The sequence below is a fragment of the Streptomyces xylophagus genome, assembly GCF_000716435.1.
In the GTDB taxonomy this organism is placed as follows: domain Bacteria; phylum Actinomycetota; class Actinomycetes; order Streptomycetales; family Streptomycetaceae; genus Streptomyces; species Streptomyces xylophagus.
Genome location: NZ_JNWO01000004.1, coordinates 233691 through 256879 on the forward strand (window position 1 = coordinate 233691; position 23189 = coordinate 256879).

Below are 23189 nucleotides of genomic sequence, written 5' to 3' on the forward strand. Positions count from 1 at the left end.
GTGTCAGTTTCCCCGAAAGTGTCACACTTTTTCGGGGAAGGGGGTGGGGGTGGCGAGGAAGGCGCTCCAGGCCACATCGGAGACAGTGACGACCGCACCGCCCGGGTTCTTGGAGTCGCGGATGTGGATGGTGTGGGGGCAGGTGGCGATCTCGACGCACTCGCCGCCGCTGTCGTTGCTGTAGCTCGACTTGAACCACTGCAGGGTGCTGGTCATGCGCGATCTTCTCCTGCCAACTTCCGGATGAGGCTCAGGGAGTCGTCCGGGCTCAGAGCCTGCGTACGGATCTTCGCATAGCGGTGCGAGAGTTGGGACACCTTCGAGGGATCGCTGATCAGGACGCTCTCGTCCTCGATCTCCAGGTAGACGACATGACGGTGCTCCTTCGTCACCACCAGGACCATGTCACCCCGCGTTCCCGCGTGCCCGCCGTGCAACCCCCGTTCCAGCGGGACCACTTGGACACTGACATTGTCCCGCTCGGCATCCTCCGCGAGCGAGCGCAGTTGCCCGCAGTGGATGTCCCAACTCGCGAACGGCCGCCTCAACACAGCCTCGTCAAGGATCACTTCGATCATGGCCGTCGGATCCCGGTCGAAGAGTTTCCGGCGGGCCACGCGCGCCTCGACCAACTCCTCCACCTTGGCGTCGGGCAGTTTGGGGAAACCGCCGCCGATCAGGGCGCGGGCATATTCCTTGGTCTGGAAGAGGCCGCCGACCACGTACGTCTGATACGACGACAGCGTCACCGCCTCCGCTTCCATCAGCGCGAAGTTCTTGAACTGGGGCGGGTACTTGTCGAGCAGGACATACGTGCGGGCCTCCTCGAAGACCCGCATCCCGCCCCCGATCGTCTCCTCCAGCTTGACGAGCATGTCGTCGCTCGCGGGCTGCGCGCAGGTCTCCATCGCACTGATGGCGGACCCGGTGTAGCCGGTCATCTTGCCCAACTCCACTTGCGTGAGTCCCTGTTGCTCGCGCAATGCCTTCGCGAGGAGGGCGACAAGACGCGCCACTCCACTCGCCTCCGCCTTGTTCTCCGCCCGCGCCATCGCGGTCACCCCCGAACTCAACCGAACTCAACCGGTCACCAGCACCCCGCACTCATATCCAACCGTTGCCGATGGTCGACGCAGAGTTATGGAAGACGGTAGCTGTGGCTGCCGAGACTGTCCGCATGGATACGCAAAGTGACCTGAAATGGATCCCCGCAACCGGCATCCAACTCCGCAAGGCGGGGGTCCAGTTCGATGCGGTACGGGTGGACGGCGACGAGGGCAGAGACCTCGCGGACAGGCTCGCCCGCATGACAGGAGGGGCGCCGGGCCCGGTCGTAGAGGAAGCGACGGGCAACCGCCCGGTCTACTTCCTGGTCCCGGCCGGCAGCGCGTCCCACCGCCCCTGGCCACCCGGAGTAACCCGCCTCACCGCCGGCCCGAACCACATCTCGTACATCCCGGTCCCGGCCCTCAACGGCCAGACCTGGCCCCTGACTTGGCGCTACCGCCCGACGTCACCGGACCACTTCGTCCACGCGCTGCTTCTGCGAACAGCCCTTCACCCTCAAGAGTGAAGAACGCGAACTCCCGCCCAGGAAAACCCAGTTCCGGCTTGCGTTCGTCTCTTTACGTGCACATAGAGTCACGCCGACAGAAACGCCCCCGCGGTGCTGGAACACCCGGGGGCTCGACACCAGGAGACGGACCTCCCAATGCCTTTGCACCGTACCGTGCCTGCGGACACGCTCACCACTTTCGCCACCGACCTACTCCACGACCGGGACATCTCCTGGTGCGCGGCGGGCATGTTGGCGTACCTTCTCAGCTTCCCGGACGGGGTCGACGTCACGGTCGCCACGCTGACCGTGCAGCGCAAAGAAGGACGCGCCGAAGTCGCGGCAGCCCTGCGTGAACTTGAGGTGGCCGGGTACCTGCGTCGAGTGCCGGGTGAGGGTGATGCGGTGTATGAGGTGTCTGACTTGCGACCCGATGCGTAGCGCACAGCACTCGCCGCGAAGCTGCTTGGCTCACTCCGCCGAACCGAACTCCGGCTCACTCTCGGTGCCGCCGAGGCGCTGAAACTCGCGCCGCTGGTCGAGGAGTGGTGGGACCGGGGCGCGACGAGCGTTCAGGTGCGCGCGGCTCTGATGGACGGTCTGCCGCGACGGATGTACTCGGCCGCCGCCATCGTCGAGAACCGCCTGCGCCGAAAGTGCCCGGCAGCCCCCGCCGCCATGCCGGTCACCACCGTCCACGTCGAACCCCGCAAGCCCGGTGCCTCCGGCTACCGCGAGGCCGCGCAGCGCGGAGGCGCACTCGCCCGCGCCTTGCTGCAGGGGCGCCCCGCGCTCGCGTAAGCGCCTCACAGACTCCCGGCCGCACGCCCGTGCAGAGCCGGGTCCTTCGAAAGAAACGGAGTGTCGATGACCGTCACACTCGTACGCCCGGAGACGGTATACCACCGGTATACTGTGCTCATGGCTGACACCACGATCAAGGTCGACCCCGCTGTCCGTGACCGTCTTCAGGAGCTTGCCCGGGAGCGTGGGATCACCATGCGGGACCTCGTCGCGGAGCTGGCCGGGGCCACGCCCACCAAGGAAGAGCTGCGGAAGCGGTACGAGGAGACCAGGGCGTATGTCGAGGAGCACTTCCTCGGGCGGCCTTACACGGAAGAGGACGAGAAGGCCGGCGAGAAGCTGTGGGCCGACCTCGAAGCCGGGCGTATCGGGGAGGTCCAGTGACGGGGGATGAGCGGTACCCGCTGCCGCGTGCCGTCATCTTCGACGACACCGCCGCACTGGCCCTCGGCGCGGGCAACATCATGGCCTCCCGACTCGTCGTCGAGGCCGAGAAGGACCCCGCGCTGCGCGTCTACATCCCGGCACTCAGCCTCGCCGCCGCCGAGCGCGAGCGGGCCGGGGTCGCCGAACACGTCGGCGCGTTGCCGTCCGTGGCCATCGAGGGGCTCGACTTCGCGGCGGCGACCGCCGTCGGCAAGCGACTGCGAGGCGTCGGTCGCACCGACGTCGAGGGTGAAGGCGACAAGGGCGAGGTCGACTGGAGCGGCGCCCATGTGCTGCACCTCGCCCTGCCCACCGTCGAGTGGCCGCGCGGTCGGCCCGTCCTGACCAGGACGCCGACTCGGTATCGCGGTACCGGCATCCGCACGATCCGGATCGTCGAGCAGAACTGATCGCAAAGGGGGACGCCCTCGTGGGGGCACCCCCCTTTGTCCGGGCATATCCTGAAGTAGTCCAACCCGCGCACGCCGATCAGAAGAAGGTGACTGCGATGCGCATGATGCTGAAAGCGTCCATGGACACCGAGAAGGGGAACGAGGCCATCCGCAACGGGACTCTTGGGAAGTTGATGGAGGAGTCCCTGGAGCAGATCAAGCCCGAGGCGGCCTACTTCACCGCCGACGGCGGCAAGCGGACCGCGTTCCTGTTCTTCGACCTGAAGGACCCCTCCGACATCCCGTCGATCAGTGAGCCGTTCTTCCTCAACCTGGGTGCCGAGCTGACCTATACCCCGGTGATGAACGCGGAGGACGTCCAGACGGGTCTCGGCAAGATCCGCTAGCTGAACACGATCATCGAACCCTGCGCCAGGCTGCGCGTCGCCGCCGCGTGCAGCCCGAGCCAGACGTGGCGTTCCCGGGCGAAGGGACTGGGGTCGTACGGTGCGGCGACGGCTGGTTCCTCCAACTCCGTTGGCGCGGCGGGGGGTTCCGGGGTCGCCGGTGGGTTCGCCGGGTCGATGCCGATCGTCGGGGCCACGAACTCCAGCTCGCGCAGGAGGGTTTGGGACGAGCCCAACGGGCCGCCGCCGGCGAGGAGTTCGTCGTTCGCGAGGGGGTGCGGGAAGTCGACCGGGACGTAGGCGCCCGCGTGGTCGTAGTGCCAGACCAGGTGGGACTGCTGTGCTGTGGTCTCGAACATCTCCAGGAGTTGTTCGTAGTCGCCGCCCAGTTCGTCGACCGGCGTCACCGGGAGACCGCAGACCTGGAGGAGGTAGGCCCGGCGCAGGAAGTGCAGCGCGTCGTAGTCGAAGCCCGCCACCGGGGCGACCTCCCCGGACAGTCCCGGCATGTACTGGTACACCGGCACCGGAGGGAGTCCGGCCTCGGCCAGCAACGCGTTGTAGAGCGCGAGTTCCTCGGCGAACGGATTGTCGGGGGTGTGGCACAACACGTCGACGAGCGGGACCAGCCACAGGTCACAGGCCAAAAGAGGGCTCCTCGGTTACTCGCTGCGCAGCGTGGATCTCGCATGGTGGTCAGGCAAGAGTAGGGGGAAGAGTAGTCGGTACGGCCCGGGTCAGCTCCCCTCGTGCAGGTCCCATACCCACACGCCGTCCACCCACTTACCGGGTTTGCCCACCAGCTTTTCCACAGCGGTGCGGAGCTTGTCGTCGTTGGGTTGTGGAGCGACCACCAACGCCCCCGCGTGCCAGAACGCGAAGTCGGCCTTCGCCTGCGCCTGCCAGTTCTTGCCGATGGTGGGGATGACGCCGGTGTAGCGCACGTCCCGCAGCATGTTCGAGGTGTAGCGGGGGGAGGCGCCGTAGATGCCGATGCGGTCCTCGCCGTAGGGGCCGTTGAAATAGCCGCCCGGCATCTTGAAGCCGAGGCCGGCCGCTGTCTGCCAGTGCATGGGCTCCGCCGCGCCGGGGTCGGCGAGCGGGATCGGGACCAGGGATTCGCCGTCGCGGACGTACGACTTGTAGGTGCCGTCCATGAAGAAGGCCGGTACCGCCGCCCGGTCCACAGCCTTGAGGGGTGCGGGGATGATCGGGATCAGGGCCATGCACACGGCCAGCAGGCCCACGTACTGCGTGCCGAGTTGGCGCGTCGCCGCCAGCTTCTCCACCGCGATCGCCAGCAGCATGCCGAGCGCCGGTGCGCAGATCATCGCCACCCGGCCCTCGATCACCGACTCGAAGAGCGGCTTGTGGGCGAGCAGGGCCCAGGGGCCGGGATAGATCGTGTCCGTGAGCGGGATGCGGATCTTGGGGCCCATCGACAGGATCGCCGCCGCGATCGCCGTGAACGCCAGCGCCTTGACGAGCGCGTGCTCCCACAGGCGTACGACGATCGCGAACGCGAGGGCGACGAGCGGCCAGCCGTAGAAGGCGTTCTGTTCGGTGGGGTTGAGGGAGAGGGAGTTGGCCCGGATCTCGTTGCCCGCGATCAGGGAGCGTTCGGCGAAGGAGAGCAGGGCGAGCGGGCTGTTGCCGGCGTTGTCGCCGTGCAGGACGCTCTTGTAGCTCTGCGGGCCCGCGAACTGGTAGTAGAGCGGGATCAGGATGATCGGCGCGCAGACCGCCGCCGCGATGCCGAGGCCCTTGAGCAGGGGGCGCCAAGAGGCCCTGACGACCTCCCTGTTGAGGACTCCGTAGGACGCGGCGAACAGGACCATGCCGATCGACGCGAGGAGTAACGGCTCCTCGCCGAGGAAGATCTGGTAGGCCGCCATCACGCCGAGCACGATGCCGTCGCGGACCACCCGCGTGCCCGCGCACAGGCGCAGGGCGCGGTCGATGATCAGCGGGATCATGAAGAGGATGACGAAGTTCGGGTGCGCGTTGGCGTGGCTGACCATCGGCGGGGCGAAGGCCGCGAGCGAGGCGCCGACGAAGGCCGCGGCCCGTTGCCGTACGACCCGCTTCACGATCAGCCAGTACCAGGCGGCGGCCGTGGCCGCGAGGCCCAGCGCCATGCAGACGCTGAGGGAGACCGCGGGGCCTGCCAGCAGGGTCAGGGGCGCGAAGGGGACCGACAGGCCCAGCATGACCGTGTTGGCCATGAGGTTCACGCCGTCGGGGAAGCCCTGGAGGTTCGAGAAGAACGGGTTGTGGAGATGGGCGACGTTGTCGGCCGTGACCGCGAAGAACCACTCCCACTGGTTCTGGTCCTGGAGGGAGTCCTCCAGGTAACGGTGGTTCGGGTCGAAGAAACGGCCCGAGTAGAGGGCCACCGACATGAGGAGGAAGAGAACGGTGACAAGGATGTCGGCCGGGCGCAGGGCGCGGGCGCGGAGGCGGGCGAGTTCGGTGAGGACCCGGGCGTAGTCCAGGGGCCGTACCTTCGAACCGGTCTGGTGGGCCCAGCGCACCGGTACCTCGGCGACCTCCCAGTCGGCGCGGCGGAAGTGCTGGAGGACTTCTACGTCGATGCCCCAGCCGTTGATGCGGGAGGCGGCGAAGGCCTCGCGGGCGCGGTCGCCCTCGAAGAGCTTGAAGCCGCACTGGGTGTCGCGTATGCCGGGCACCGCGGCCTGGCGTATGAGGAAGTTGCCCGCGCGGCCCAGGAGTTCACGGACCGGATGCTGGTGGCTCTCGATCGTCGCGCCCGGCACGGCCCGGGAGCCTATGGCCGCCGCGCGGCCCTCGCCCAGCTCCTTGTCGAGTTTCTCCAACTCCTCGATGGGCGCGGCCAGATCGGCGTCGGTGACCAGGACCCGGCGCCCGCGCGAGGCCGCGACGCCGAGGCGCAGGGCGTGGCCCTTGCCGCGGTTGCGCGGGCTGGTGACCAACCGCACACGGGGATTGTCGAGGGAGCGGGAGGTGACGAGCTCCCTCGTCCCGTCGTCGGAGCCGTCGTCGGCGACGAGGATCTCCCAGTCGCCGAAACGGCTCTCGTTGTCCCGCAGATACGTGGTGATCGCGTCGAGCGTCGGCCCGAGCCGCCGTTCCTCGTTGTAGGCGGGCACGACGACGCTGAGATCCACGACGACACTGTCCACGGCCGGAGCGGCCCTTTCCGGTCCGGTCACCGGGCGGCCAGCCGCTCGATGAGGTCGAGGGAGTGTTTGTTGTACGCGAGGACGATCGCGCGCGCGGCCGGGGTGTCGCGGCGCGCCAGGGCGTCGACCAGTTCGGTGTGTTCGGACCACAACTGCCCGCGCAGATCGGTCAGTCGGCGCAGATGCTGCACCGTGCACACCCAGGACTGGACGCGCAGCCGGTGCAGGAAGTCGCCGAGGTAGGGATTGCCGAACATGGTGCTCAACTCGCGCCAGTAGCGCAGGTCGTAGCCGATCAGGATGGTGAGGTCACCGGCGTCGGCGGCGCGCTGCGCCTCCTCGCCACGGCGGCGGACCCCGGCGAGCGCGGCGACCGTACGGGGGTCCTCGGTGCGGTCGAAGACGGGGTGGCCCTCGGCGAGGGCCAGGAACATGCCCTCGGTGACCAGGGCGCGGGCCTCGATCATGCCGCGGTGGTCGGCCACCGAGTACTCGTGGACGCGGAAGCCGCGGTGCTGGTCGGCTTCCAGGAGCCCCTGCGCGGAGAGATCGACGAGGGCTTCCCGGACCGGGGTCGCGGAGACGCCGTACTGCTCGGCGATCTCCTTCACCGTGAATTCCTGGCCCGGTTGGAGCCGGCCGGCCAGGACCTCGTCGCGAAGCGCGTCGGCGATCTGCTGCCGCAGGGTGCTGCGGGTCACGGCGCCGTTGCCGCTGCTTCCGGGCATCGTCGGAGCGTCTCCCTCATCGCGTTCGATGGCGTACTCGTATATGTCTACGAGCACGCCACCTTACGCGTTCGGGTTCCCGCCCTGCCCGAATGCGGGCACCAGTTGAACGGACCCGCCCATTCCGGGCGTTAAGAGGTGTATTCGGCGGCGTATTACGAGGTGAATTCGTCCGCCACCGAGAGCGCCGTGTCCAGGGCGGCGAGGCCCTCCTTCAGTTCGGCCTCGGTCACATTGAGCGGCGGGACGACGTGGGTGCGGTTCATGTTGATGAAGGGCCACAGCCCCTGCTGCTTCGCGGCGGCCCCGAACGCGGCCATCGCCGCGTTCGCCTCACCGGCCGCGTTGTACGGCACCAGCGGCTCGCGCGTCTCCCGGTCCTTCACCAGCTCCAGCGCCCAGAACATCCCGACACCCCGCACCTCGCCGACACTCGGGTGCCGCTCGGCCAGCGCGCGCAGGGCGGGCTCGACGACGGTCGGACCGAGGTGCTTCGCGTTCTCTACGACGCCCTCCTCGGCCATGACATTGATCGTCGCCACGGCGGCGGCACAGGCCAGCGGGTGGCCCGAGTACGTCAGTCCGCCCGGGTAGGGCCGCTTGCCGAAGGTCTCCGCGATCGCGCCGGAGATGGCGACCCCGCCGAGCGGCACGTATCCGCTGTTCACGCCCTTGGCGAAGGTCATCAGGTCCGGTACGACGTCGAACAGGTCGGCCGCGAACCACTCACCGGTCCGCCCGAACCCGGCCATCACCTCGTCGAGGATGAAGACGATCCCGTACTTGTCGCAGATCTCACGCACACCGGCGAGATAACCGGGCGGCGGCACCATGATCCCGGCGGTGCCCGGCACGGTCTCCAGGACGATCGCGGCGACCGTGGCCGGCCCCTCGAAGGTGATCGTCGTCTCCAGGTGTTCCAGCGCCCGCGCGCACTCCTGCTCCTCGGTCTCCGCGTAGAAGCGGGACCGGTAGAGGAAGGGCGCCCAGAAGTGCACGACCCCGGCCGAGGCGCTGTCGCTGGCCCAACGGCGGGGATCGCCGGTGAGGTTGATCGCCTGCTGCGTACCGCCGTGGTACGAGCGGTAGGCGGAGAGCACCTTGGCCCGCCCGGTGTGCAGCCGGGCCATGCGCGTCGCGTGCTCGATGGCGTCCGCGCCACCGTTGGTGAAGAAGATCTTGTCCAGGTCCCCGGGCGTCCGCTCGGCGATCAGCCGGGCCGCCTCGGACCGGGCCTCGATCGCGAACGCGGGCGCGAAGGTCGTCATCGTCGCGGCCTGCTCCTGGATCGCGGCGACGACCTTCGGGTGCTGGTAGCCGATGTTCGTGTAGACGAGCCCGCTGGTGAAGTCCAGGTAGCGCCTGCCGTCGTAGTCCCAGAAGTACGACCCCTCCGCGCCGGCCACGGCGAGCGGGTCGATGAGCTCCTGCGCGGACCAGGAGTGGAACACGTGCGCACGGTCCGCGGCCTTCACGGCGGCGCCGGCCTGGGGGTTGGGCTGAGGGGTCATGCGGGTGAGCGTAAATGTCCGCGATGCGGAAGCGATATCGGCGTCCTGTCTGTGGTCGGGGGGTTTCCGCGACAGGTTGTCCATCGAGTCGGCCCCATGGGACCGCCGTCGGATTGCCCGTCGAACAGAACGACAGTATGCTGTCATAAAAGCAGTATCCTGTCATAGTGGCTGGAGGAGTCATGAGCAGCAGCGACACCCGCAAGCCCGTGCACCTCGCCGTGTACGACACCCTCGCCGACTGGGAGACGGGTCACACGACCGCCCATCTCGCCCGCGCCGGGTACGAGATCCGGACGGTCGGCCCGTCCCGTGAGCCGGTGGTGAGCATCGGCGGGCTCCGTATCGCACCGGACCTGGCCCTGGACGACGTACGACCGGAGGACAGTTCGCTGCTGATCCTGCCGGGCGCCGACCTGTGGGACACGGGGGACGATCTCGCCCCCTTCGCCCGTACGGCACGGGAGTTCCTCGACGCCGGTGTCCCCGTCGCCGCGATCTGCGGGGCGACGGCCGGGCTCGCGCGCGAGGGGCTGCTCGACGACCGGGACCACACCGGCGCGGTCTCCTTCTATCTGGCGGCCACCGGGTACGGCGGCGGGGAGCGGTACGTCGACGCGGACGCCGTGACCGACGGGAAGCTGGTCACCGCCGGGCCCACCGAGCCCGTCGCCTTCGCCCGGGAGGTCTTCGGGCTGCTCGGGGTGTACGAGGGCGAGGTGCTCGACGCCTGGTACCGGCTGTTCCACGACTCGGACGCGGAGGCGTACGCCGTACTGCAGAAGGCCGACGCGCTGTGAGCCGTGAGCGTCAGGAGCTGCTCAGCCGCAGCGCCCTCGGGGTCTTCCGGCTGAACGGCCAATTCCTCGCCGTGGCGGAGGAGTTGGCGCGGCCCGCCGGGCTCACCGCCGCCTGGTGGCAGGTGCTCGGCGCGGTCCTGGGGGAGCCGTTGCCGGTCTCCGGGATCGCCCGGGCCATGGGCATCACCCGGCAGAGCGTGCAGCGGATCGCCGATCTGCTGGTGGAGCGGGGGCTGGCGGAGTACCGGGCCAACCCCGCGCACCGACGGGCCAAGCTGCTGGCACCGACGGGGGAGGGGCGGGCGGCCGTCGCGCGCATCGGTCCGGGGCACATGGCCTACGCGGACCGGCTGGCGGAGGCGTTCGGCCAGGCGCGGCTCGCGGAGGCGGTGGAGGTGCTGGAGCGGCTGTCGGCGGTGCTCGACGAACTCGGGCCGCCTGATCGTGACGCCCTCGGGGTGCGTGGTGACGAGCGGTGACGAGACCGGGGCGGCTTCGCCGTGCGGGGGCGGCGCGGTTCTGTGGTGTTCGGTGAACTCGGCCGGCCTGATCCCGAGGGTCTCCGCCCTCCGCCCGCCTGATCCGGATGCCCTCGGCCCTCCCGGTGACGGGCGATGACGAGGGGTGTGACGGGCACGGCTTGGCCGTTACGGAACCGTAGACACCTCTCCATCCGTCCCGTCGATTCCCCGCACTATTCTCGGGCTGTTCCCGTTCTGTCGCGGAGCACAGGGGTGCGACAGGGGTGTGACCGGGGCGTGACCGGGGATTTCAGGGGAGGCGGCGCGGTCGTGGAGAAACTGGGGGCGGCCGATCCGCAGCGGATCGGGGCGTACCGGCTGTTGGCCCGGCTGGGGGCCGGCGGCATGGGGCACGTGTATCTGGCCCGGTCGGACCGGGGGCGCACGGTCGCCGTGAAGCTGGTGCGGGAGGAACTGGCCGCGCAGGAGGAGTTCCGGGCGCGGTTCCGGCAGGAGGTGACGGCCGCGCGCCGGGTCGGCGGACACTGGACGGCGCCCGTGCTGGACGCGGACACCGAGGCCGAGGTGCCGTGGGTGGCCACGGGGTATGTCGCCGGACCCAGCCTGCAACAGGTCGTCGGGCGCGATCACGGGGCACTGCCCGAGCGGTCGGTACGGATTCTCGCGGCCGGTCTCGCGCACGCGCTCCAGGACATCCACGCCGCCGGCATCGTCCACCGCGACCTCAAGCCGTCCAACGTGCTGATCACCATCGACGGCCCCCGTGTCATCGACTTCGGCATAGCGCGGGCCCTGGAGACCCTGGCCGGCGACGGGCTCACCCGCACCGGTTCGCTGGTCGGCTCGCCCGGTTTCATGGCGCCGGAACAGGTGCGGGGGGATCGCATCACCCCGGCGTGCGACGTCTTCTGCCTCGGTTCCGTCCTCGCCTACGCGGCGACCGGCACCCTGCCCTTCGGCGCCGCCAACAGCGGTGTCCACGCCCTGATGTTCCGCATCGCCCAGGAGGAACCCGACCTCTCGGGCGTCCCCGAGGGCATCGCCGACCTCGTCCGCGACTGCCTGCGCAAGGACCCGGCCGCCCGCCCGACACTCCACAACATCCTCGACCGCACGGGCGCGGAGGACACCGTCTCCGGCGGCCGCTCCCGCGACCCGTGGCTCCCGGGCACCCTGGTCGCCCAACTCGGGCGCCACGCGGTGCGGTTGCTGGACACGGAGGATCCGGAGACCAGGGAGTTGGAACGGGTCGAGCCGGAGCGGGGTGGGTCGGGGCGGGCCGGAGTGGGTCGGGGTGCGCCGGAGTTGCGCGGGTCGGAGCGGGGCGAGCGGGAGATGCGCGGCTCGGAGACGCCTGGCCCGGTGACGCGCGGCCCGGAGGTGCCCGGCTTGGAGAGGGGCGGCCCGGAGACGCGCGGTCCAGATGTGCGCGGCCCAGAGGCACCCGGCCTGCAGAGAGGCGGCTCGGAGATGCCCGGCTCGGAGCGGGTCGGACCGGAGACGCGCGGGCCTGAGAAGCGCGAGTTGGAGAGGGCCGACCCGGAGAGGGTCGACCTGGCGAAGGCCGCTCCGGAGCCGGGGGCCCCGGCGGCGCCGAGCGCGGTGGCCGCTGCGGAGGCGGCGGGCCCGGAGGCTGCGGGCCCGGAGGCAGTCCCGGGTGCCGCTCCGCCTCCGGGCTTCGCTCCCGTCGCCGGGCAGACGCCCGCTGTCGCCGCAGGGCAGACGCCCGGCGCCGTTCCCGCGGTCGCCGCCGCGCAGACCCCCGGCGCCGTTCCCGCGAACCCACCCGTCGCCACCCCCGCGGAGCCACCCGTCCCCATAGAACATCCCACCGCCCCCGTCACCCCCGTCTCCGAAGCCTCCCCCGAGCACGCCCCTGCCTCCGACGACTCCTCTCCGATGCCGCCGCCGCCCGCGACGGCGGACGGCGGGGCACGGGTCACCCACCCCCCGACGGTGGTCGCGGACCCGGCCGGAGCCGCCCGGACACCGGCACCGCCCGCCCCGCACCCGGCCTACGGCTACCCGCAGCAGCACCCCCAGCCCGCCGCCGGGTACGGCTACCCGCAGCAGTCCGTCCTGCAGCCCGCTGCCGACTATCCGCAACCGCCGGCCCGGCAGCCCGTCGGCTGGGGCGGGCAGGTGCCGTACAACCCCTACCCGCACAACCCCGGCCTCGGCTCCACCCCGCCCTACGGCCCGGGGCCGTACCCGCAGCCCCAGGAGCCGCGCCGCAGCGGGCGGTCGACCGCGTTGCTGGTCGTGGTCGCGCTGGTCGTGGCGCTGGGCGCGGGCGGTTCGGTGTACGCGCTGATGAAGGGCGGTGGCAACGGCGGCCGTACGGCGGCCGGTTCGGGTGGCAAGGCCACCAGTGCCGCGCCTACAACCCCGGGCCCGACCGCGACCAGCGGGAAACCGTCGGCGTCCGCCTCGCCCTCCGCCACACCGACCGGCGCGGGCGCGGTACCGAGCGGTTATCTCGGCACCTGGAACGCGTCCATCGACAACGACACGGGGCACAACACCCGCCAACTCACCATCCGTCAGGGGAAGGTGGGGGACCCCGTCCTGACCCTGATCGCGGACGGGCCGAACTACCACTGCGAGTTCAGCGCCGACCTGGCCCAACAGCCGGGCGGCGAGAGCCCGTTGGTGATCGGCGCCTCCACTGTCACCTCCGGGAAGCCGCTGTCGTCCTGCAACCCGGGTTCCGCGACCGAGATCACCCTGCTGTCGGCCACCACGCTCCAGCGCGTCAACACCAGCAGCGGGGAGAAGCTGACGTACACGAAGGCGGGCTGAACTCCCTTTACCTCAGGGCCAGTTGAACGTCACGCGAACTTCCGCCAGAACCCCCTGTGTGTTTTCCGGTGCCGCTCGTACCGTGACCCCACGATCCGACTGGGGAGCGGGGGCCCGCAGTGGAGTGGCTGAGCGCGGAGAACGTCGTCGCCGTGGGTACCGCGCTGCTCGGTATCGTCGCGTCCGGCGTGATGGTCTGGTACGAACGCCGGGTGCCGCGCCGCAAGCGGATCGGGTACCGCGTCCAGATGGACAACCCCATTGGCGACGACGTGCGTTCGGGCCGCGCGAACAGACGCCTCGGCCTCTTCGACGAGGCCCCCGGCATGACCGACGCCACCCTCGTCCTGCTGCGCATCGAGAACGACGGTTCGCAGAGCATCGCCGACAACGACTACACCGGGCGCGAACTCCACGGCCTCACCGCGGTGTTCACCGACCGCACGATCCGCGGTGTCTCGGTCACCCAGCCCGACGGCACCGACCATCTGATGGACCACTTCACGCGAGCGGCCGGTCTCGGCTACGACGGCAACACCCTGCGCATCCCACGCGTCCCGCTCAACCGCGGCGACCACTTCAAACTGCTGGTGCTGCTCTCCGGCGGCGATGTCGGCTGCCCGATACGGCTCATCGGCGGCATCCGCGACGGCGAGGTCCACCCCAACCGCAGCGCCACCCCGGACGAGACGCTGCCCCTGTTCAGCCGCGCCTCCCGGCTGATCACCATCATGCTCACCGTGTGCGTGGTGACCCTGGCGACGATCGTCGTGGCCCGCGACGACACCCCGCCGCCGCTCGGCTGCGAGAAGGGCGTGCTGAAGATCACCGGCTCCACGGCCTTCGCGCCCGTGACCCAGGAGCTGGCCAAGCAGTACGAGAAGGACTGCGAGGGCTCCCGGATCACGGTGGACGCGCGGGGCAGCGCGGCCGGAGCTGCCGAACTCGCCGCGCTGGGCGCGCAGTCGGCGAAGAGCGCCCGGTCGGTGATCGCCTTCTCCGACGGCGCCGCGACCGACGTGGGCGGCGAACTCTTCGGGACCCGGGTCGCGTTGTCCGTGTTCACCCTCGTCGTCAACGACGACATCCGTCTCCCGCACGGCCTCTCCCTGGCCCAGGTACGCCGTGTCTACCGCGGCCAGGTCACCCGGTGGAAGCAGCTCGACGCCACCCTTCCCGACCTGCCCATCGTGCTGGTCAGCCGCAACGCCGACTCCGGTACGCGGCAGATCTTCCAGCAGCGGGTGCTGGGCAGTTGGGAACGGGTGCCGAGCACCTCACTGGACTGCGTCCGCAAGGACGACGCCTCCGCCCCTGTCACGCGCTGCGAACTCGACTCCACGGACAAGGTGTTGGACAAGGTCGCCGAACTCCCCGGCGCCCTCGGCTACAGCGAGGTCACCCTCGCGAAAGGACACAAGGGCCTGCGCCCGGTCCCCCTCGACGGCGCACCGGCCTCCGTCTCGGACATCGAGTACGGCAAGAGCGAGTACCCGTACCGGGGCGTCGAGTACGCCTACACCTACGGCCGCCCGTCGGCCGGCTCCCTCGCCGAGAGCTTCCTCGCCTACGTCTCCCAGGGCACCGGCGAGAACGTCATCCGCGCCCACGGCCACCTGCCGTGCTCGGCCACCCAGTCGACGGGGCTGTGCGAGGACGACTGAGACGCGGAGCCCGTCCGCGTCGCGAAAGACGTGCTCCCCTCCCCTCCCCTCCCCTCACCTCACCTCACCTCGGCTCCGGCGGCCGCTGCCGCGGCATGTTCGGCCGGCTGCCGCCCCCGCCCGACCCCGGCGGCTGCGGGAACCTGCCCTGGACGACCGCCCCCTCCGGCCGGACCCCGGACGCCCCCGCCGACTGGATGCCCAGCGGCGCCGACCCGGTCCGGAACTCCACCATCCAGTCGGACGTCTCCATCCGCACCAGCTCCGTCACGTCCTCCGAGAACCGTCGCAGCACCGCCAGACACCGGTCCGCGGCCTCGCTCGCCGTGCCCTCCGCCGGTCCCAGGAACTCCCGGACGCCCTCCGACGCCCAGTCGAACTGGAGCACCTGAAGACGCCGCTGCACGGCCTGCGCCGTAGCCACGTCCCTTATCCACCCGGACGTCATCCCGAAGAACCGGTCCCCGGCCACGCACGCGGCCCCCAGCAGCAGCGCCAGATAGCCCCAGGCGGCCAGCCCCGCCACCGCCCCGGTCAGGTCCAGCAGCGGCAGCGCGGCCCCCGCCACCCCGCCCAGCGCAGCGCCCGCGCGCAGCGCCCGCGCCCCGCGCCGCTTCCACACCCGGTCGGCGAGATACCAGGCCGCCGTCTCCAGCGCCCCGCGCTCCACCCACCGGTAGAGCTCGTCCAGCCGGGCCGCGGGCTCGCCCCAGTCCCCGAGCGGAAACGTCCGCCCGGCCAGATCGCCACCCTCGGGCTGAATCTCCGGCTGACCCACCCGGCACTCCCTTACGTCGTGTGACACCTGATGCTGATGTGCCGGACCCTTCCTACCGCCCAATGGGTGGCGAAGAAGCAGGATTCACCACTTTTCCGCCCGGAAGTGGGTCTTGATCAGGTATAGGACACGGTGACGACTCACTCGAAAGAGTGCTGAAGCGATGACTGCCCGGACCACGTAGGCTCGTGCCGAGCGGGGGAAACCGCGCCCATACAGCCGTATCGACGAAGCCGTATCCATGACTGACAGCCCGTACGAAACCAGGAGCTGATCGTGATTCCCGGTGGTGGCCAGCCCAATATGCAGCAGCTGCTCCAGCAGGCCCAGAAGATGCAGCAGGACCTGGCGAACGCGCAGGAGGAGCTGGCGCGGACCGAGGTCGACGGACAGGCGGGCGGCGGCCTGGTGAAGGCCACCGTCACCGGCGCCGGCGAGCTGCGCGCGCTGAAGATCGACCCGAAGGCGGTCGACCCGGACGACACCGAGACGCTCGCGGATCTGATCGTCGCGGCCGTCCAGGCGGCCAACGAGAACGCGCAGACCCTCCAGCAGCAGAAGCTCGGCCCGCTGGCCCAGGGACTGGGCGGCGGCAGCGGTATCCCCGGTCTGCCTTTCTAAGACGGCCCGCGGCCAACTACGGTACGTACGTACCTCCCGCACTTACTCCGAGGAAGGGCAGGCAGTCCGTTGTACGAAGGCGTGGTCCAGGACCTCATCGACGAGCTGGGGCGACTCCCCGGCGTCGGTCCCAAGAGCGCGCAGCGGATCGCCTTCCACATCCTGCAGGCGGAGCCGACGGACGTCCGCCGGCTCGCGCAGTGCCTGATGGAGGTCAAGGCGAAGGTCCGCTTCTGCGCGACCTGCGGAAATGTTGCGCAGGAAGAGCTGTGCGGTATCTGCCGCGACCCGCGCCGCGACCTCTCGGTCATCTGCGTGGTCGAGGAGCCGAAGGACGTCGTGGCCGTCGAGCGCACCCGCGAGTTCCGGGGCAAGTACCACGTCCTGGGCGGCGCGATCAGCCCGATCGAAGGTGTCGGACCCGACGACCTGCGTATACGAGAACTTCTCGCGCGGTTGGCCGACGGTACGGTCACGGAACTGATCCTTGCCACGGACCCGAATCTGGAAGGCGAGGCCACGGCCACGTACCTCGCCCGCATGATCAAGCCCATGGGCCTCAAGGTCACCCGCCTGGCCAGCGGCCTCCCGGTGGGCGGCGACCTGGAATACGCGGACGAGGTGACCCTCGGCCGCGCCTTCGAGGGGAGACGACTCCTAGATGTCTGACGCCACGCTGCATGCCACCGCACAGGACCCGGACGACTTCGCGGTCCAGATCGCGGACCAGGTCGAGAGCTTCCTGGTGGCCGTGTCGGAGGTAGCGAAGGGCGAGGACCCCGACTCGGCGGTCCCCTTCCTCCTCCTGGAGGTGTCCCAACTCCTCCTGGCGGGCGGCCGTTTGGGCGCGCACGAGGACATCGTCCCGGACGAGCGCTACGAGCCCGACCTGGGCCCGGAGCCGGACGTGGACGAGCTCCGCGAGCGCTTCGCGGTGATGCTGGAGCCGATCGACGTGTACTCGGAGGTCTTCGACCCCTACGAGCCGCGCAAGGCCCCGGTACCGGCGCGCATCTCCGACGACCTCGCCGACCTCATCACCGACCTCCGCCACGGCATGGCCCACTACCGCGCGGGCCGCACCACGGAGGCCCTGTGGTGGTGGCAGTTCTCCTACTTCTCCAACTGGGGCTCCACGGCGTCCGCCACCCTGCGCGCCCTCCAGTCGGTGGTCGCGCATGTGCGGCTGAACCAGCCCCTCGCCGAACTCGACGGCCTGGACACGGACCAGAGCGTCATGGGCGACGAGACCCTCGAGTTCGAGGCCGGCAAGGTGATGGTGGAGGAGATCGCGGGGCCGCTGGGGATCAGGCCGGTGAAGTAGGCCGGTCGTCGGCCCGGTCAGGTCGGCCTGCCTGTTGAACGGCTCGGCCCGCTGCGACGTACCAGTTGCTGCGGGCCGTATCGGGCCGTCAGGACGTGTCGCCGGTGCGCGGTATATCGGTGACCAGAGGGGGGCCGGACAATTTCAGTGGATGCGAGCCGTCCGGCCGGCAGTGCTCTCGACCTGGCCACTCCGCCCGGCCGCGAGGGGACGGAAAGCGGAGCGCCTGTCCGTCGGCAAGTGCTGGGCCTGGACGGTCTGCGCGGCCTGGCGGCGCTCTATGTAGTCCTGTTCCACTGCTGGTTGTACACCTTCCCTGGTTACCCGAACAGTTCGGCGCCTCCATGGCTGGACGGCTTGATGTTCGGGCGTCTTGCCGTCGTCTTCTTTCTGGTGCTGTCCGGGTTCTCCCTGGCGATCTCCCCGGCGCGGCACGGTTGGCGGTCGGGCGGTGTCGGCCAGTTCCTGCGGCGGCGCGCTTGGCGCATCCTGCCCCCGTATTGGGCGGCGCTTATCCTGAGCCTGCTCATTTCATGGTTCTTGGTGCCTGCTTCGCATTTCGGGCCACCGACCGGCATGACGGTACTGGTCTATGGCCTCGTCACCCAGGACATGATTACCGCTCCGACACCGAACGGTGCGTTCTGGTCGATCGGGGTGGAGTCCGAGCTCTATCTGCTCTTTCCCCTTTTTCTGTTTGTCCGCCGACGGTGGGGTGCCGCGGTACTGGCCCTGTGCGTGACGCTTCCGGTGGTCGCTCTTGGGCTGATGGCGGCCGGTGCGTCACCCGTGGAGGGCGACAACTGGCTCGCCCCGCATCTCGCCCCGGTGTTCGCCGCCGGTGTGATAGGCGCAGGGGTCATCAGTGCGTCGGACCGGGTCCGGCGGCTGCCCTGGGGCTGGCTCGCCGTCCTCGCCGCCCTGCCCGTCCTGGTTCTCGGTGTTGTCCAGGGCTCCGTCTGGACGGTGAACCACTATTTCTGGGTAGATCTCGCCATCGCGCCGGCCATGACGATGGTGCTGGCCGCGGTCGCCACGGGTAAACCCGCCTTCCTCGTACGGCTGTTGACCACGGGCCCTGTTCGGGGCCTCGGCAATTTCTCCTACAGCCTCTACCTGATTCATCTGCCGATCGTCCTGGTGGTCATTCGCCGAATAGCCCCGCACTTTGTGTCACCCGGGCTGCCCGCATTCGCGTTCACGCTCGCCCTGGGTCTTCCGGTTTCGCTGTGCGGGGCCTGGCTGTTTTCCAAGATCTTTGAGCTGCCGTTCAAAAAGCACAGGTCCTGGAAGTCTTTGATGGCGCGGGGAACCGACATCACCGTGTGATCAGGTGGTGGGTGCGGCCGTCGCGGTGGATTTCTGTCCGGCGGGAGTGACGGCGTACCACTCCTTGTCCTTCCCCTGGCCGTTCGCCTGTCCGGCCTCTGTGTCGCCGACGTACCGATAGAGCGGCCAGCCGGCAAGGGTCAGCTGCGTCTCGCCGTTCCGGTGGACCGTACCGAGGAGGCTCTGCTCAACTCCCGAAGTCTGCACGGATTCCGGGACGATGACAGGTATCCACGTCTTCGTGCACGCACCGGAGCACGTCCACTTCGAGGGATTCGGCTCGTCCTTGTCGTAGCGGTAGAGGACGAGACCCTTGTCGTCGGTGACCACGATGCCCATGCCGTTCACCGCCCTGGCCGTCACGGATGTGGTCGTGGCGGACTGTCCCGTCCCGGAGCTGCCGGTGTCTGCAGCGGCCGACGCGGAAGGCGCGGAAGGCGCGGGAGCCGACGAGGTCGGCGCCGGCGGGGCCGCGCTCGTGGCGCTCGTGCCGGTCGAGGAGCCGCATGCCCCCAGCAGGAACGCGGAAGCGAGCCCTAGGACCAGGTTCGGGACGATGCGTCGCGGCATCAAGAAATCGCCCTTCGTCGGGAGTCGCAGCTGCTTGCTCCTGCTAGTACGGCGGCAGACTCCCGCCCTCTCAGCCGCCGGTGTCCCATGACGCAGTCTTGACCATCGTCGTACCCGCTCCACCTCGGCACTCCGGCAACTCGCACGAACATCCACGGGAGTTGGGATCACAGCCCCCACACCCCTTTCCCCACCGCCGTCACCCCACCGGCCAACGCCAGCGACAACACCAGCACCCGGGCCCGCCGTTCGGGTATCCGCCCCGCGAGCCCCCGCCCGATCACCCCGCCCACACCCATCGCGGCGACGACCGCGACCCATCGCGCCCCGCTCAACGACGGCACCCCGTTCGCCGCGATCGAGAACGCGTTGACGACGACGCCGTAGAACTGCGCGTTGGGCACGAACTCCCGTACCGTCCAACCCGCGTTGACCGCGTAGAGGGAGATGGGCGGGCCGCCGACCCCCGCCGCCGCGTTCATGAAACCGCCCGCCGCTCCCGCCGCCACCGCGCCCCTCGTGCCGCGCAGGGCCGGGACGCGGGCGCCGCGCATCACCAGCAGGACGGCGACCGTCACCAAGCCGCCCATGACCAACAGGAGGACGGGTGGGGGGAGTTGGCGGGTCATCCACGCCCCCGCCGGTACTGTGCAGACCGCCGCCGCGCACAGGGGCACCATCGCGCGTGCCCGTACCTGCCGCCAGCCGCCTGCCAGGCCCACGACGCTGATCGCACCGGCGGCGCAGTTGGCGAGGACGACGCCCTCCGTCGGGCCCAGCAGCAGCACGAGGGCCGGTACGGCGACCAGGGCGAAGCCCATGCCCGTGAGCCACTGGACGGAGGAGCCCAGCAGGACGATTCCGCCGAGCAGCAGGTCGGTGGTCATGGGCCGACATCATTCAGTGGCCATGGTGTAGTCCGCTACACCCTCGCTTCGGGACCGTGCTCCCTCGTCGCGGACCTGCGGAAACGGGATCGTTGAACTCGTCAGCCGGTGAACGAGCCACCGGCCCCGATCCCGAAGGTGCCCGTCATGAAGAACTTCCTCTCCTCCAAGCCCGTCCTCTGGTTCCTCTTCCTGTTCAACCTGGCCGTCGCCGCGGTCGCACCCTTCGTGGTCGACGGAACGCAGGGCGTGATGACCGCCGTGGGGATGGGTGTCGTGTCGCTGGGAGCCGGGGTCAGTCTCGTCCGGGACCGTGGTCAGGCGGCCACAGCGCGTTAATTGGAGCCGTCCTTGCCGACCCCTGTACGTCCGCTGCACGGGCCCTAACCAGCGAAAAGCGAGTCTTGAGTCATCCCAAAGAGCACCAGTACAACTGGAGTTGAGATGACCCGCCGGTCCATGAGCAAGCGTGCAGCCGTCGTCACCGTCACCACCGTCCTGGCCCTCGGCACCCTCGGCACCGTCGCCGCGACCGCCGGGCCCCAGAAGGACGCCAAGCCCAGCAAGAAGCAGATAGCCGCCCTCTTCGACGGCTGGAACGCAGCGCTGCAGACCGGTGACCCGAAGAAGGTCGCGAACCGGTACGCGCCGGACGCCGTGCTGCTGCCCACCGTGTCCAACGAGATCCGCACCGACCGTGCCGAGATCGTCGACTACTTCGAGCACTTCCTGCCGAACAAGCCGGTCGCGAAGAAGGTCGAGACGTACATCAACGTCCTCGACAGCAACTCGGCCATCGACGCGGGTGCCTACGACATCACGCTCACCGACCCGAAGACCGGCAAGAAGCGTGTGGTGGAGGCCCGTTACACCTACGAGTACGAGAAGCGCGACGGCAAGTGGCTGATCGTCAACCACCACTCCTCGGTGATGCCCGAAGGGTGATGACCACCGACAGCCCGCTTCCGGGCGCGTCCCGCAGGGTCACCGTTCCGCCGTCGTCCGTCACCAACTGGCGTACGACGGCGAGGCCCAGGCCCGAACCGGAGCGCCCGGTGAGGCCCTGACCGCGCCAGAAGCGGTCGAAGGCGCGGGACTTCTCCGCGTCGGACATGCCGGGCCCCTCGTCCGCCACCGTCAACTCGACCTCGTCGCCCCGTGATTCCGACCGCACGGTGATCGTCGCGCCGTCCGGTGACACCTCCAGGGCGTTCGACAGCACGTTGTCCAGGACCTGTTCGAGATGACCGGGACTGGCCAGCACGAGCGGCCGGCCGTCGACAACACTCCCCCTGAGCGCGATGTGGACTCCGCGCTCGTCGGCGGCCGGTCTCCACACCGACAGGCGCTCGGCCACGATCTCCTTCAGCGCCAGCGGTTCCGCCGCCGTCACCTTCGCCTCGGCCCGCGCCAGCACCAGCAGGCCGTTGACGAGGCGGCTCATCCGGACCACCTCGGCCGTCGCCTGTTCCACGTCCTCGCGCACGAACTCGTCGTCCGTGCCGTCCGCGATGTTGTCCAGCGAGAGCCTCAACGCCGTGAGCGGGGTGCGGAGTTGGTGGGAGGCGTCGGCGACGAAGATGCGCTGCGAGGCGATCAGGGTGTCGAGGCGTTCGGCGCCCTGGTTCAGCGTGCGGGCGAGTGTCTGCGTCTCGTGCGGGCCGGTCACGGGGGAGCGGGCCGTGAGATCGCCGTCGCTGAACTTGCTCGCCATGTCGTTGAGTTGGCGCAGCGGACGGGTCAGGCGCCGGGCCACGAGCGCGCCCAGGCCGGCCGCCACCGCCAGGACCGCGAGGGCGAGGATCGCGCGGAAACCCCAGATCTGCACCAGGCGCCGGGTCAGGTCGGAGGTCGGGTACGAGATGCGTACGGCGCCGACGGTGCGGCCGTCGCGTTTCGCCGGCTCCGTCACCTCCAGGGCCCCGTCGCCCCAGTGCGTCGCGGTCTTCGCCTGCGCGGCGGGCAGTACCTCGGCGGTGCCGGGGGTCTCCTGCGCGTACGCCACCACCATGCGGTCCAGCGCGGCCCGCGAGGCGGCGTCGCCGCTCAGCAGCAGGGCCATCGTCCTGGCCTCGCGCTGCACGGACTGCTCGGTGTCGCCCCGGAGTTGGGCGGTCAGCGTGAAGGCGACGGGCACGGTGAACGCCGTCAGCGCCACGGCCACGAGCAGGACGTAGCTGACGATCAGTTGCCGGATCATGAGGGAGACGCGCCGTCCGTGATCTCCAGGCGGAAACCGACTCCCCGTACCGCCTCGATCGTGATCGCGCCCGCCAACTTCCGCCGCAGCGCCGCCACATGGACGTCGAGCGTCTTCGTCGGGCCGAACCAGTTCGCGTCCCAGACCGCTTCCATGATCTGCTCGCGCGACATCAGCGCGCCCGGCTCCTCGGTGAGGAACGACAGCAGGTCGTACTCCTTCGGAGCGAGCGGGACCTCCTCGCCGTCGAGGCGGACGCGGGCGGCCTTGCGGTCGATGGTGAGGCGGGTGCCGTAGGCGTCGGGGCCGGCCGCTTCCGAGACCCCGCGAGGCTGTGCGCGGCGCATCACCGCCCTTATGCGGGCGATGACCTCCCGTACCCCGAACGGTTTTGAGACGTAGTCGTCCGCGCCCAGCTCCAGGCCGACCACCCGGTCCGTCTCGTCGCTGCGCGCGCTGATCACGATGATCGGCACGTCGCCGCGGGCGCGCAGCGCCTTGCACACGTCGAGGCCGTCGGTGTCGGGCAGGCCGAGGTCGAGGAGGACGACGTCGTAGGGGTCCTTGTGGCTCAGCGCCGCGCCGCCCGTGGTGACCCAGTCGACCTCGAAGCCGTAGCGCAGCAGGCCGCGTCGTAGCGACTCGGCCACGGGTTCATCGTCTTCCACCAGGAGTACGCGCACACCGCGCACCTTAATGCTTGAAACTTAATTCACAGGCGTGACTTGTGACGCTCGGCACTTTT

27 protein-coding genes are annotated in these 23189 nt (G+C 69.8%); 16 read left to right on the plus strand and 11 right to left on the minus strand.

Features of this window, described 5'->3' with window-relative positions:
- Positions 1 to 21: 21 nt before the first annotated feature.
- A complete protein-coding gene (locus OO70_RS10515) occupies positions 22 to 216 on the minus strand; it encodes a DUF397 domain-containing protein (RefSeq protein WP_043667359.1) in 195 nt (64 codons plus the stop codon).
- Positions 213 to 1061, minus strand: coding sequence for a helix-turn-helix domain-containing protein (locus OO70_RS10520; RefSeq protein ID WP_043667361.1), 849 nt, complete (start codon positions 1059 to 1061; stop codon positions 213 to 215). Before OO70_RS10520 ends, OO70_RS10515 begins: the two co-directional genes overlap by 4 nt.
- 116 nt (positions 1062 to 1177) lie before the next feature.
- Between OO70_RS10520 and OO70_RS10525 the strand changes: the two genes are divergently transcribed.
- From OO70_RS10525 to OO70_RS10550, 6 genes are all read left to right on the plus strand, one after another.
- The gene (locus OO70_RS10525) at positions 1178 to 1573 is read left to right on the plus strand and encodes a hypothetical protein (protein WP_043667364.1); all 396 of its coding nucleotides are present in this window, start codon (positions 1178 to 1180) and stop codon (positions 1571 to 1573) included.
- 156 nt (positions 1574 to 1729) lie between these two features.
- Entirely contained in the window at positions 1730 to 1996 is a 267-nt protein-coding gene (locus OO70_RS10530; RefSeq protein WP_158711437.1) for a hypothetical protein, read from the plus strand.
- A 150-nt stretch (positions 1997 to 2146) separates the two neighbouring features.
- Complete coding sequence (locus OO70_RS10535; RefSeq protein WP_234336813.1) at positions 2147 to 2356, plus strand: hypothetical protein; 210 nt, start codon at positions 2147 to 2149, stop codon at positions 2354 to 2356.
- Positions 2357 to 2476: 120 nt separating this feature from the next.
- A complete protein-coding gene (locus tag OO70_RS10540; protein WP_234336814.1) occupies positions 2477 to 2743 on the plus strand; it encodes a cupin domain-containing protein in 267 nt (88 codons plus the stop codon).
- Positions 2740 to 3195 (plus strand): PIN domain-containing protein, encoded by a 456-nt coding sequence (locus tag OO70_RS10545; protein ID WP_051741049.1) that lies wholly within the window; start codon positions 2740 to 2742, stop codon positions 3193 to 3195. Before OO70_RS10540 ends, OO70_RS10545 begins: the two co-directional genes overlap by 4 nt.
- A gap of 98 nt (positions 3196 to 3293) precedes the next feature.
- Positions 3294 to 3584 (plus strand): hypothetical protein, encoded by a 291-nt coding sequence (locus OO70_RS10550; protein ID WP_043667376.1) that lies wholly within the window; start codon positions 3294 to 3296, stop codon positions 3582 to 3584.
- Here OO70_RS10550 and OO70_RS10555 read toward each other — a convergent pair.
- From OO70_RS10555 to OO70_RS10570, 4 genes are all read right to left on the minus strand, one after another.
- A complete protein-coding gene (locus tag OO70_RS10555; RefSeq protein WP_043667380.1) occupies positions 3581 to 4231 on the minus strand; it encodes a hypothetical protein in 651 nt (216 codons plus the stop codon). The two genes, OO70_RS10550 and OO70_RS10555, sit on opposite strands and share 4 nt — an antisense overlap.
- A 90-nt stretch (positions 4232 to 4321) precedes the next feature.
- Positions 4322 to 6733: a dolichyl-phosphate beta-glucosyltransferase gene (locus OO70_RS10560; protein WP_324604846.1), complete on the minus strand. Its 2412-nt coding sequence runs from the start codon at positions 6731 to 6733 to the stop codon at positions 4322 to 4324.
- 41 nt (positions 6734 to 6774) lie between these two features.
- Positions 6775 to 7476, minus strand: a complete 702-nt coding sequence (locus OO70_RS10565; protein WP_043667787.1) for a GntR family transcriptional regulator — start codon at positions 7474 to 7476, stop codon at positions 6775 to 6777.
- A gap of 155 nt (positions 7477 to 7631) precedes the next feature.
- On the minus strand, positions 7632 to 8987 hold the full coding sequence (locus OO70_RS10570; RefSeq protein ID WP_043667387.1) for an aspartate aminotransferase family protein: 1356 nt from the start codon (positions 8985 to 8987) through the stop codon (positions 7632 to 7634).
- Between the two features lie 182 nt (positions 8988 to 9169).
- Here OO70_RS10570 and OO70_RS10575 point away from each other — a divergent pair, with 182 nt between their 5' ends.
- From OO70_RS10575 to OO70_RS10590, 4 genes are all read left to right on the plus strand, one after another.
- On the plus strand, positions 9170 to 9787 hold the full coding sequence (locus tag OO70_RS10575) for a type 1 glutamine amidotransferase family protein (protein WP_043667390.1): 618 nt from the start codon (positions 9170 to 9172) through the stop codon (positions 9785 to 9787).
- The gene (locus OO70_RS10580) at positions 9784 to 10266 is read left to right on the plus strand and encodes a MarR family winged helix-turn-helix transcriptional regulator (protein WP_043667393.1); all 483 of its coding nucleotides are present in this window, start codon (positions 9784 to 9786) and stop codon (positions 10264 to 10266) included. The genes OO70_RS10575 and OO70_RS10580 overlap by 4 nt, the downstream gene beginning before the upstream one ends.
- A 312-nt stretch (positions 10267 to 10578) precedes the next feature.
- Entirely contained in the window at positions 10579 to 13071 is a 2493-nt protein-coding gene (locus OO70_RS10585; protein WP_043667397.1) for a serine/threonine-protein kinase, read from the plus strand.
- A gap of 119 nt (positions 13072 to 13190) precedes the next feature.
- Complete coding sequence (locus OO70_RS10590) at positions 13191 to 14735, plus strand: PstS family phosphate ABC transporter substrate-binding protein (RefSeq protein WP_043667398.1); 1545 nt, start codon at positions 13191 to 13193, stop codon at positions 14733 to 14735.
- A gap of 64 nt (positions 14736 to 14799) precedes the next feature.
- On the opposite strand, the gene OO70_RS10595 is transcribed toward OO70_RS10590, so the two are convergent.
- Positions 14800 to 15513, minus strand: coding sequence for an SLATT domain-containing protein (locus tag OO70_RS10595; protein ID WP_043667399.1), 714 nt, complete (start codon positions 15511 to 15513; stop codon positions 14800 to 14802).
- 276 nt (positions 15514 to 15789) lie between these two features.
- Between OO70_RS10595 and OO70_RS10600 the strand changes: the two genes are divergently transcribed.
- From OO70_RS10600 to OO70_RS10615, 4 genes are all read left to right on the plus strand, one after another.
- Positions 15790 to 16134: a YbaB/EbfC family nucleoid-associated protein gene (locus OO70_RS10600; protein ID WP_026178802.1), complete on the plus strand. Its 345-nt coding sequence runs from the start codon at positions 15790 to 15792 to the stop codon at positions 16132 to 16134.
- A gap of 69 nt (positions 16135 to 16203) precedes the next feature.
- Complete coding sequence (gene recR, locus OO70_RS10605; RefSeq protein ID WP_019070339.1) at positions 16204 to 16803, plus strand: recombination mediator RecR; 600 nt, start codon at positions 16204 to 16206, stop codon at positions 16801 to 16803.
- Complete coding sequence (locus tag OO70_RS10610) at positions 16796 to 17458, plus strand: DUF5063 domain-containing protein (protein WP_043667402.1); 663 nt, start codon at positions 16796 to 16798, stop codon at positions 17456 to 17458. The genes recR and OO70_RS10610 overlap by 8 nt, the downstream gene beginning before the upstream one ends.
- A gap of 240 nt (positions 17459 to 17698) precedes the next feature.
- Complete coding sequence (locus OO70_RS10615) at positions 17699 to 18787, plus strand: acyltransferase family protein (RefSeq protein WP_234336815.1); 1089 nt, start codon at positions 17699 to 17701, stop codon at positions 18785 to 18787.
- On the opposite strand, the gene OO70_RS52250 is transcribed toward OO70_RS10615, so the two are convergent.
- A complete protein-coding gene (locus OO70_RS52250; protein ID WP_078651338.1) occupies positions 18788 to 19357 on the minus strand; it encodes a hypothetical protein in 570 nt (189 codons plus the stop codon).
- A 167-nt stretch (positions 19358 to 19524) separates the two neighbouring features.
- Positions 19525 to 20244, minus strand: coding sequence for a sulfite exporter TauE/SafE family protein (locus tag OO70_RS10630; protein WP_106971652.1), 720 nt, complete (start codon positions 20242 to 20244; stop codon positions 19525 to 19527).
- A 147-nt stretch (positions 20245 to 20391) separates the two neighbouring features.
- Between OO70_RS10630 and OO70_RS10635 the strand changes: the two genes are divergently transcribed.
- The gene (locus tag OO70_RS10635) at positions 20392 to 20583 is read left to right on the plus strand and encodes a hypothetical protein (RefSeq protein ID WP_043667796.1); all 192 of its coding nucleotides are present in this window, start codon (positions 20392 to 20394) and stop codon (positions 20581 to 20583) included.
- A gap of 105 nt (positions 20584 to 20688) precedes the next feature.
- Entirely contained in the window at positions 20689 to 21189 is a 501-nt protein-coding gene (locus OO70_RS10640; RefSeq protein ID WP_043667406.1) for an SgcJ/EcaC family oxidoreductase, read from the plus strand.
- Here the strand turns inward: OO70_RS10640 and OO70_RS10645 are convergent.
- Both OO70_RS10645 and OO70_RS10650 read right to left on the minus strand, forming a co-directional pair.
- The gene (locus OO70_RS10645) at positions 21155 to 22444 is read right to left on the minus strand and encodes a HAMP domain-containing sensor histidine kinase (RefSeq protein ID WP_043667407.1); all 1290 of its coding nucleotides are present in this window, start codon (positions 22442 to 22444) and stop codon (positions 21155 to 21157) included. The genes OO70_RS10640 and OO70_RS10645 overlap by 35 nt on opposite strands.
- Entirely contained in the window at positions 22441 to 23127 is a 687-nt protein-coding gene (locus OO70_RS10650) for a response regulator transcription factor (RefSeq protein ID WP_043667408.1), read from the minus strand. Before OO70_RS10650 ends, OO70_RS10645 begins: the two co-directional genes overlap by 4 nt.
- Between the last annotated feature and the right edge of the window lie 62 nt (positions 23128 to 23189).

What these genes read in the sequence shown, in the direction of transcription:
- OO70_RS10535 (WP_234336813.1), top strand. Translation starts at nt 2,147, where the DNA reads ATGGACGGTCTGCCGCGACGGATGTACTCGGCCGCCGCCATCGTCGAG.
- OO70_RS10645 (WP_043667407.1), bottom strand. Translation starts at nt 22,444, where the DNA reads ATGATCCGGCAACTGATCGTCAGCTACGTCCTGCTCGTGGCCGTGGCG.
- OO70_RS52250 (WP_078651338.1), bottom strand. Translation starts at nt 19,357, where the DNA reads ATGCCGCGACGCATCGTCCCGAACCTGGTCCTAGGGCTCGCTTCCGCG.
- OO70_RS10630 (WP_106971652.1), bottom strand. Translation starts at nt 20,244, where the DNA reads ATGACCACCGACCTGCTGCTCGGCGGAATCGTCCTGCTGGGCTCCTCC.
- OO70_RS10570 (WP_043667387.1), bottom strand. Translation starts at nt 8,987, where the DNA reads ATGACCCCTCAGCCCAACCCCCAGGCCGGCGCCGCCGTGAAGGCCGCG.
- OO70_RS10540 (WP_234336814.1), top strand. Translation starts at nt 2,477, where the DNA reads ATGGCTGACACCACGATCAAGGTCGACCCCGCTGTCCGTGACCGTCTT.
- OO70_RS10640 (WP_043667406.1), top strand. Translation starts at nt 20,689, where the DNA reads ATGACCCGCCGGTCCATGAGCAAGCGTGCAGCCGTCGTCACCGTCACC.
- OO70_RS10525 (WP_043667364.1), top strand. Translation starts at nt 1,178, where the DNA reads ATGGATACGCAAAGTGACCTGAAATGGATCCCCGCAACCGGCATCCAA.
- OO70_RS10550 (WP_043667376.1), top strand. Translation starts at nt 3,294, where the DNA reads ATGCGCATGATGCTGAAAGCGTCCATGGACACCGAGAAGGGGAACGAG.
- OO70_RS10515 (WP_043667359.1), bottom strand. Translation starts at nt 216, where the DNA reads ATGACCAGCACCCTGCAGTGGTTCAAGTCGAGCTACAGCAACGACAGC.
- OO70_RS10565 (WP_043667787.1), bottom strand. Translation starts at nt 7,476, where the DNA reads ATGCCCGGAAGCAGCGGCAACGGCGCCGTGACCCGCAGCACCCTGCGG.
- OO70_RS10635 (WP_043667796.1), top strand. Translation starts at nt 20,392, where the DNA reads ATGAAGAACTTCCTCTCCTCCAAGCCCGTCCTCTGGTTCCTCTTCCTG.
- OO70_RS10575 (WP_043667390.1), top strand. Translation starts at nt 9,170, where the DNA reads ATGAGCAGCAGCGACACCCGCAAGCCCGTGCACCTCGCCGTGTACGAC.
- OO70_RS10610 (WP_043667402.1), top strand. Translation starts at nt 16,796, where the DNA reads ATGTCTGACGCCACGCTGCATGCCACCGCACAGGACCCGGACGACTTC.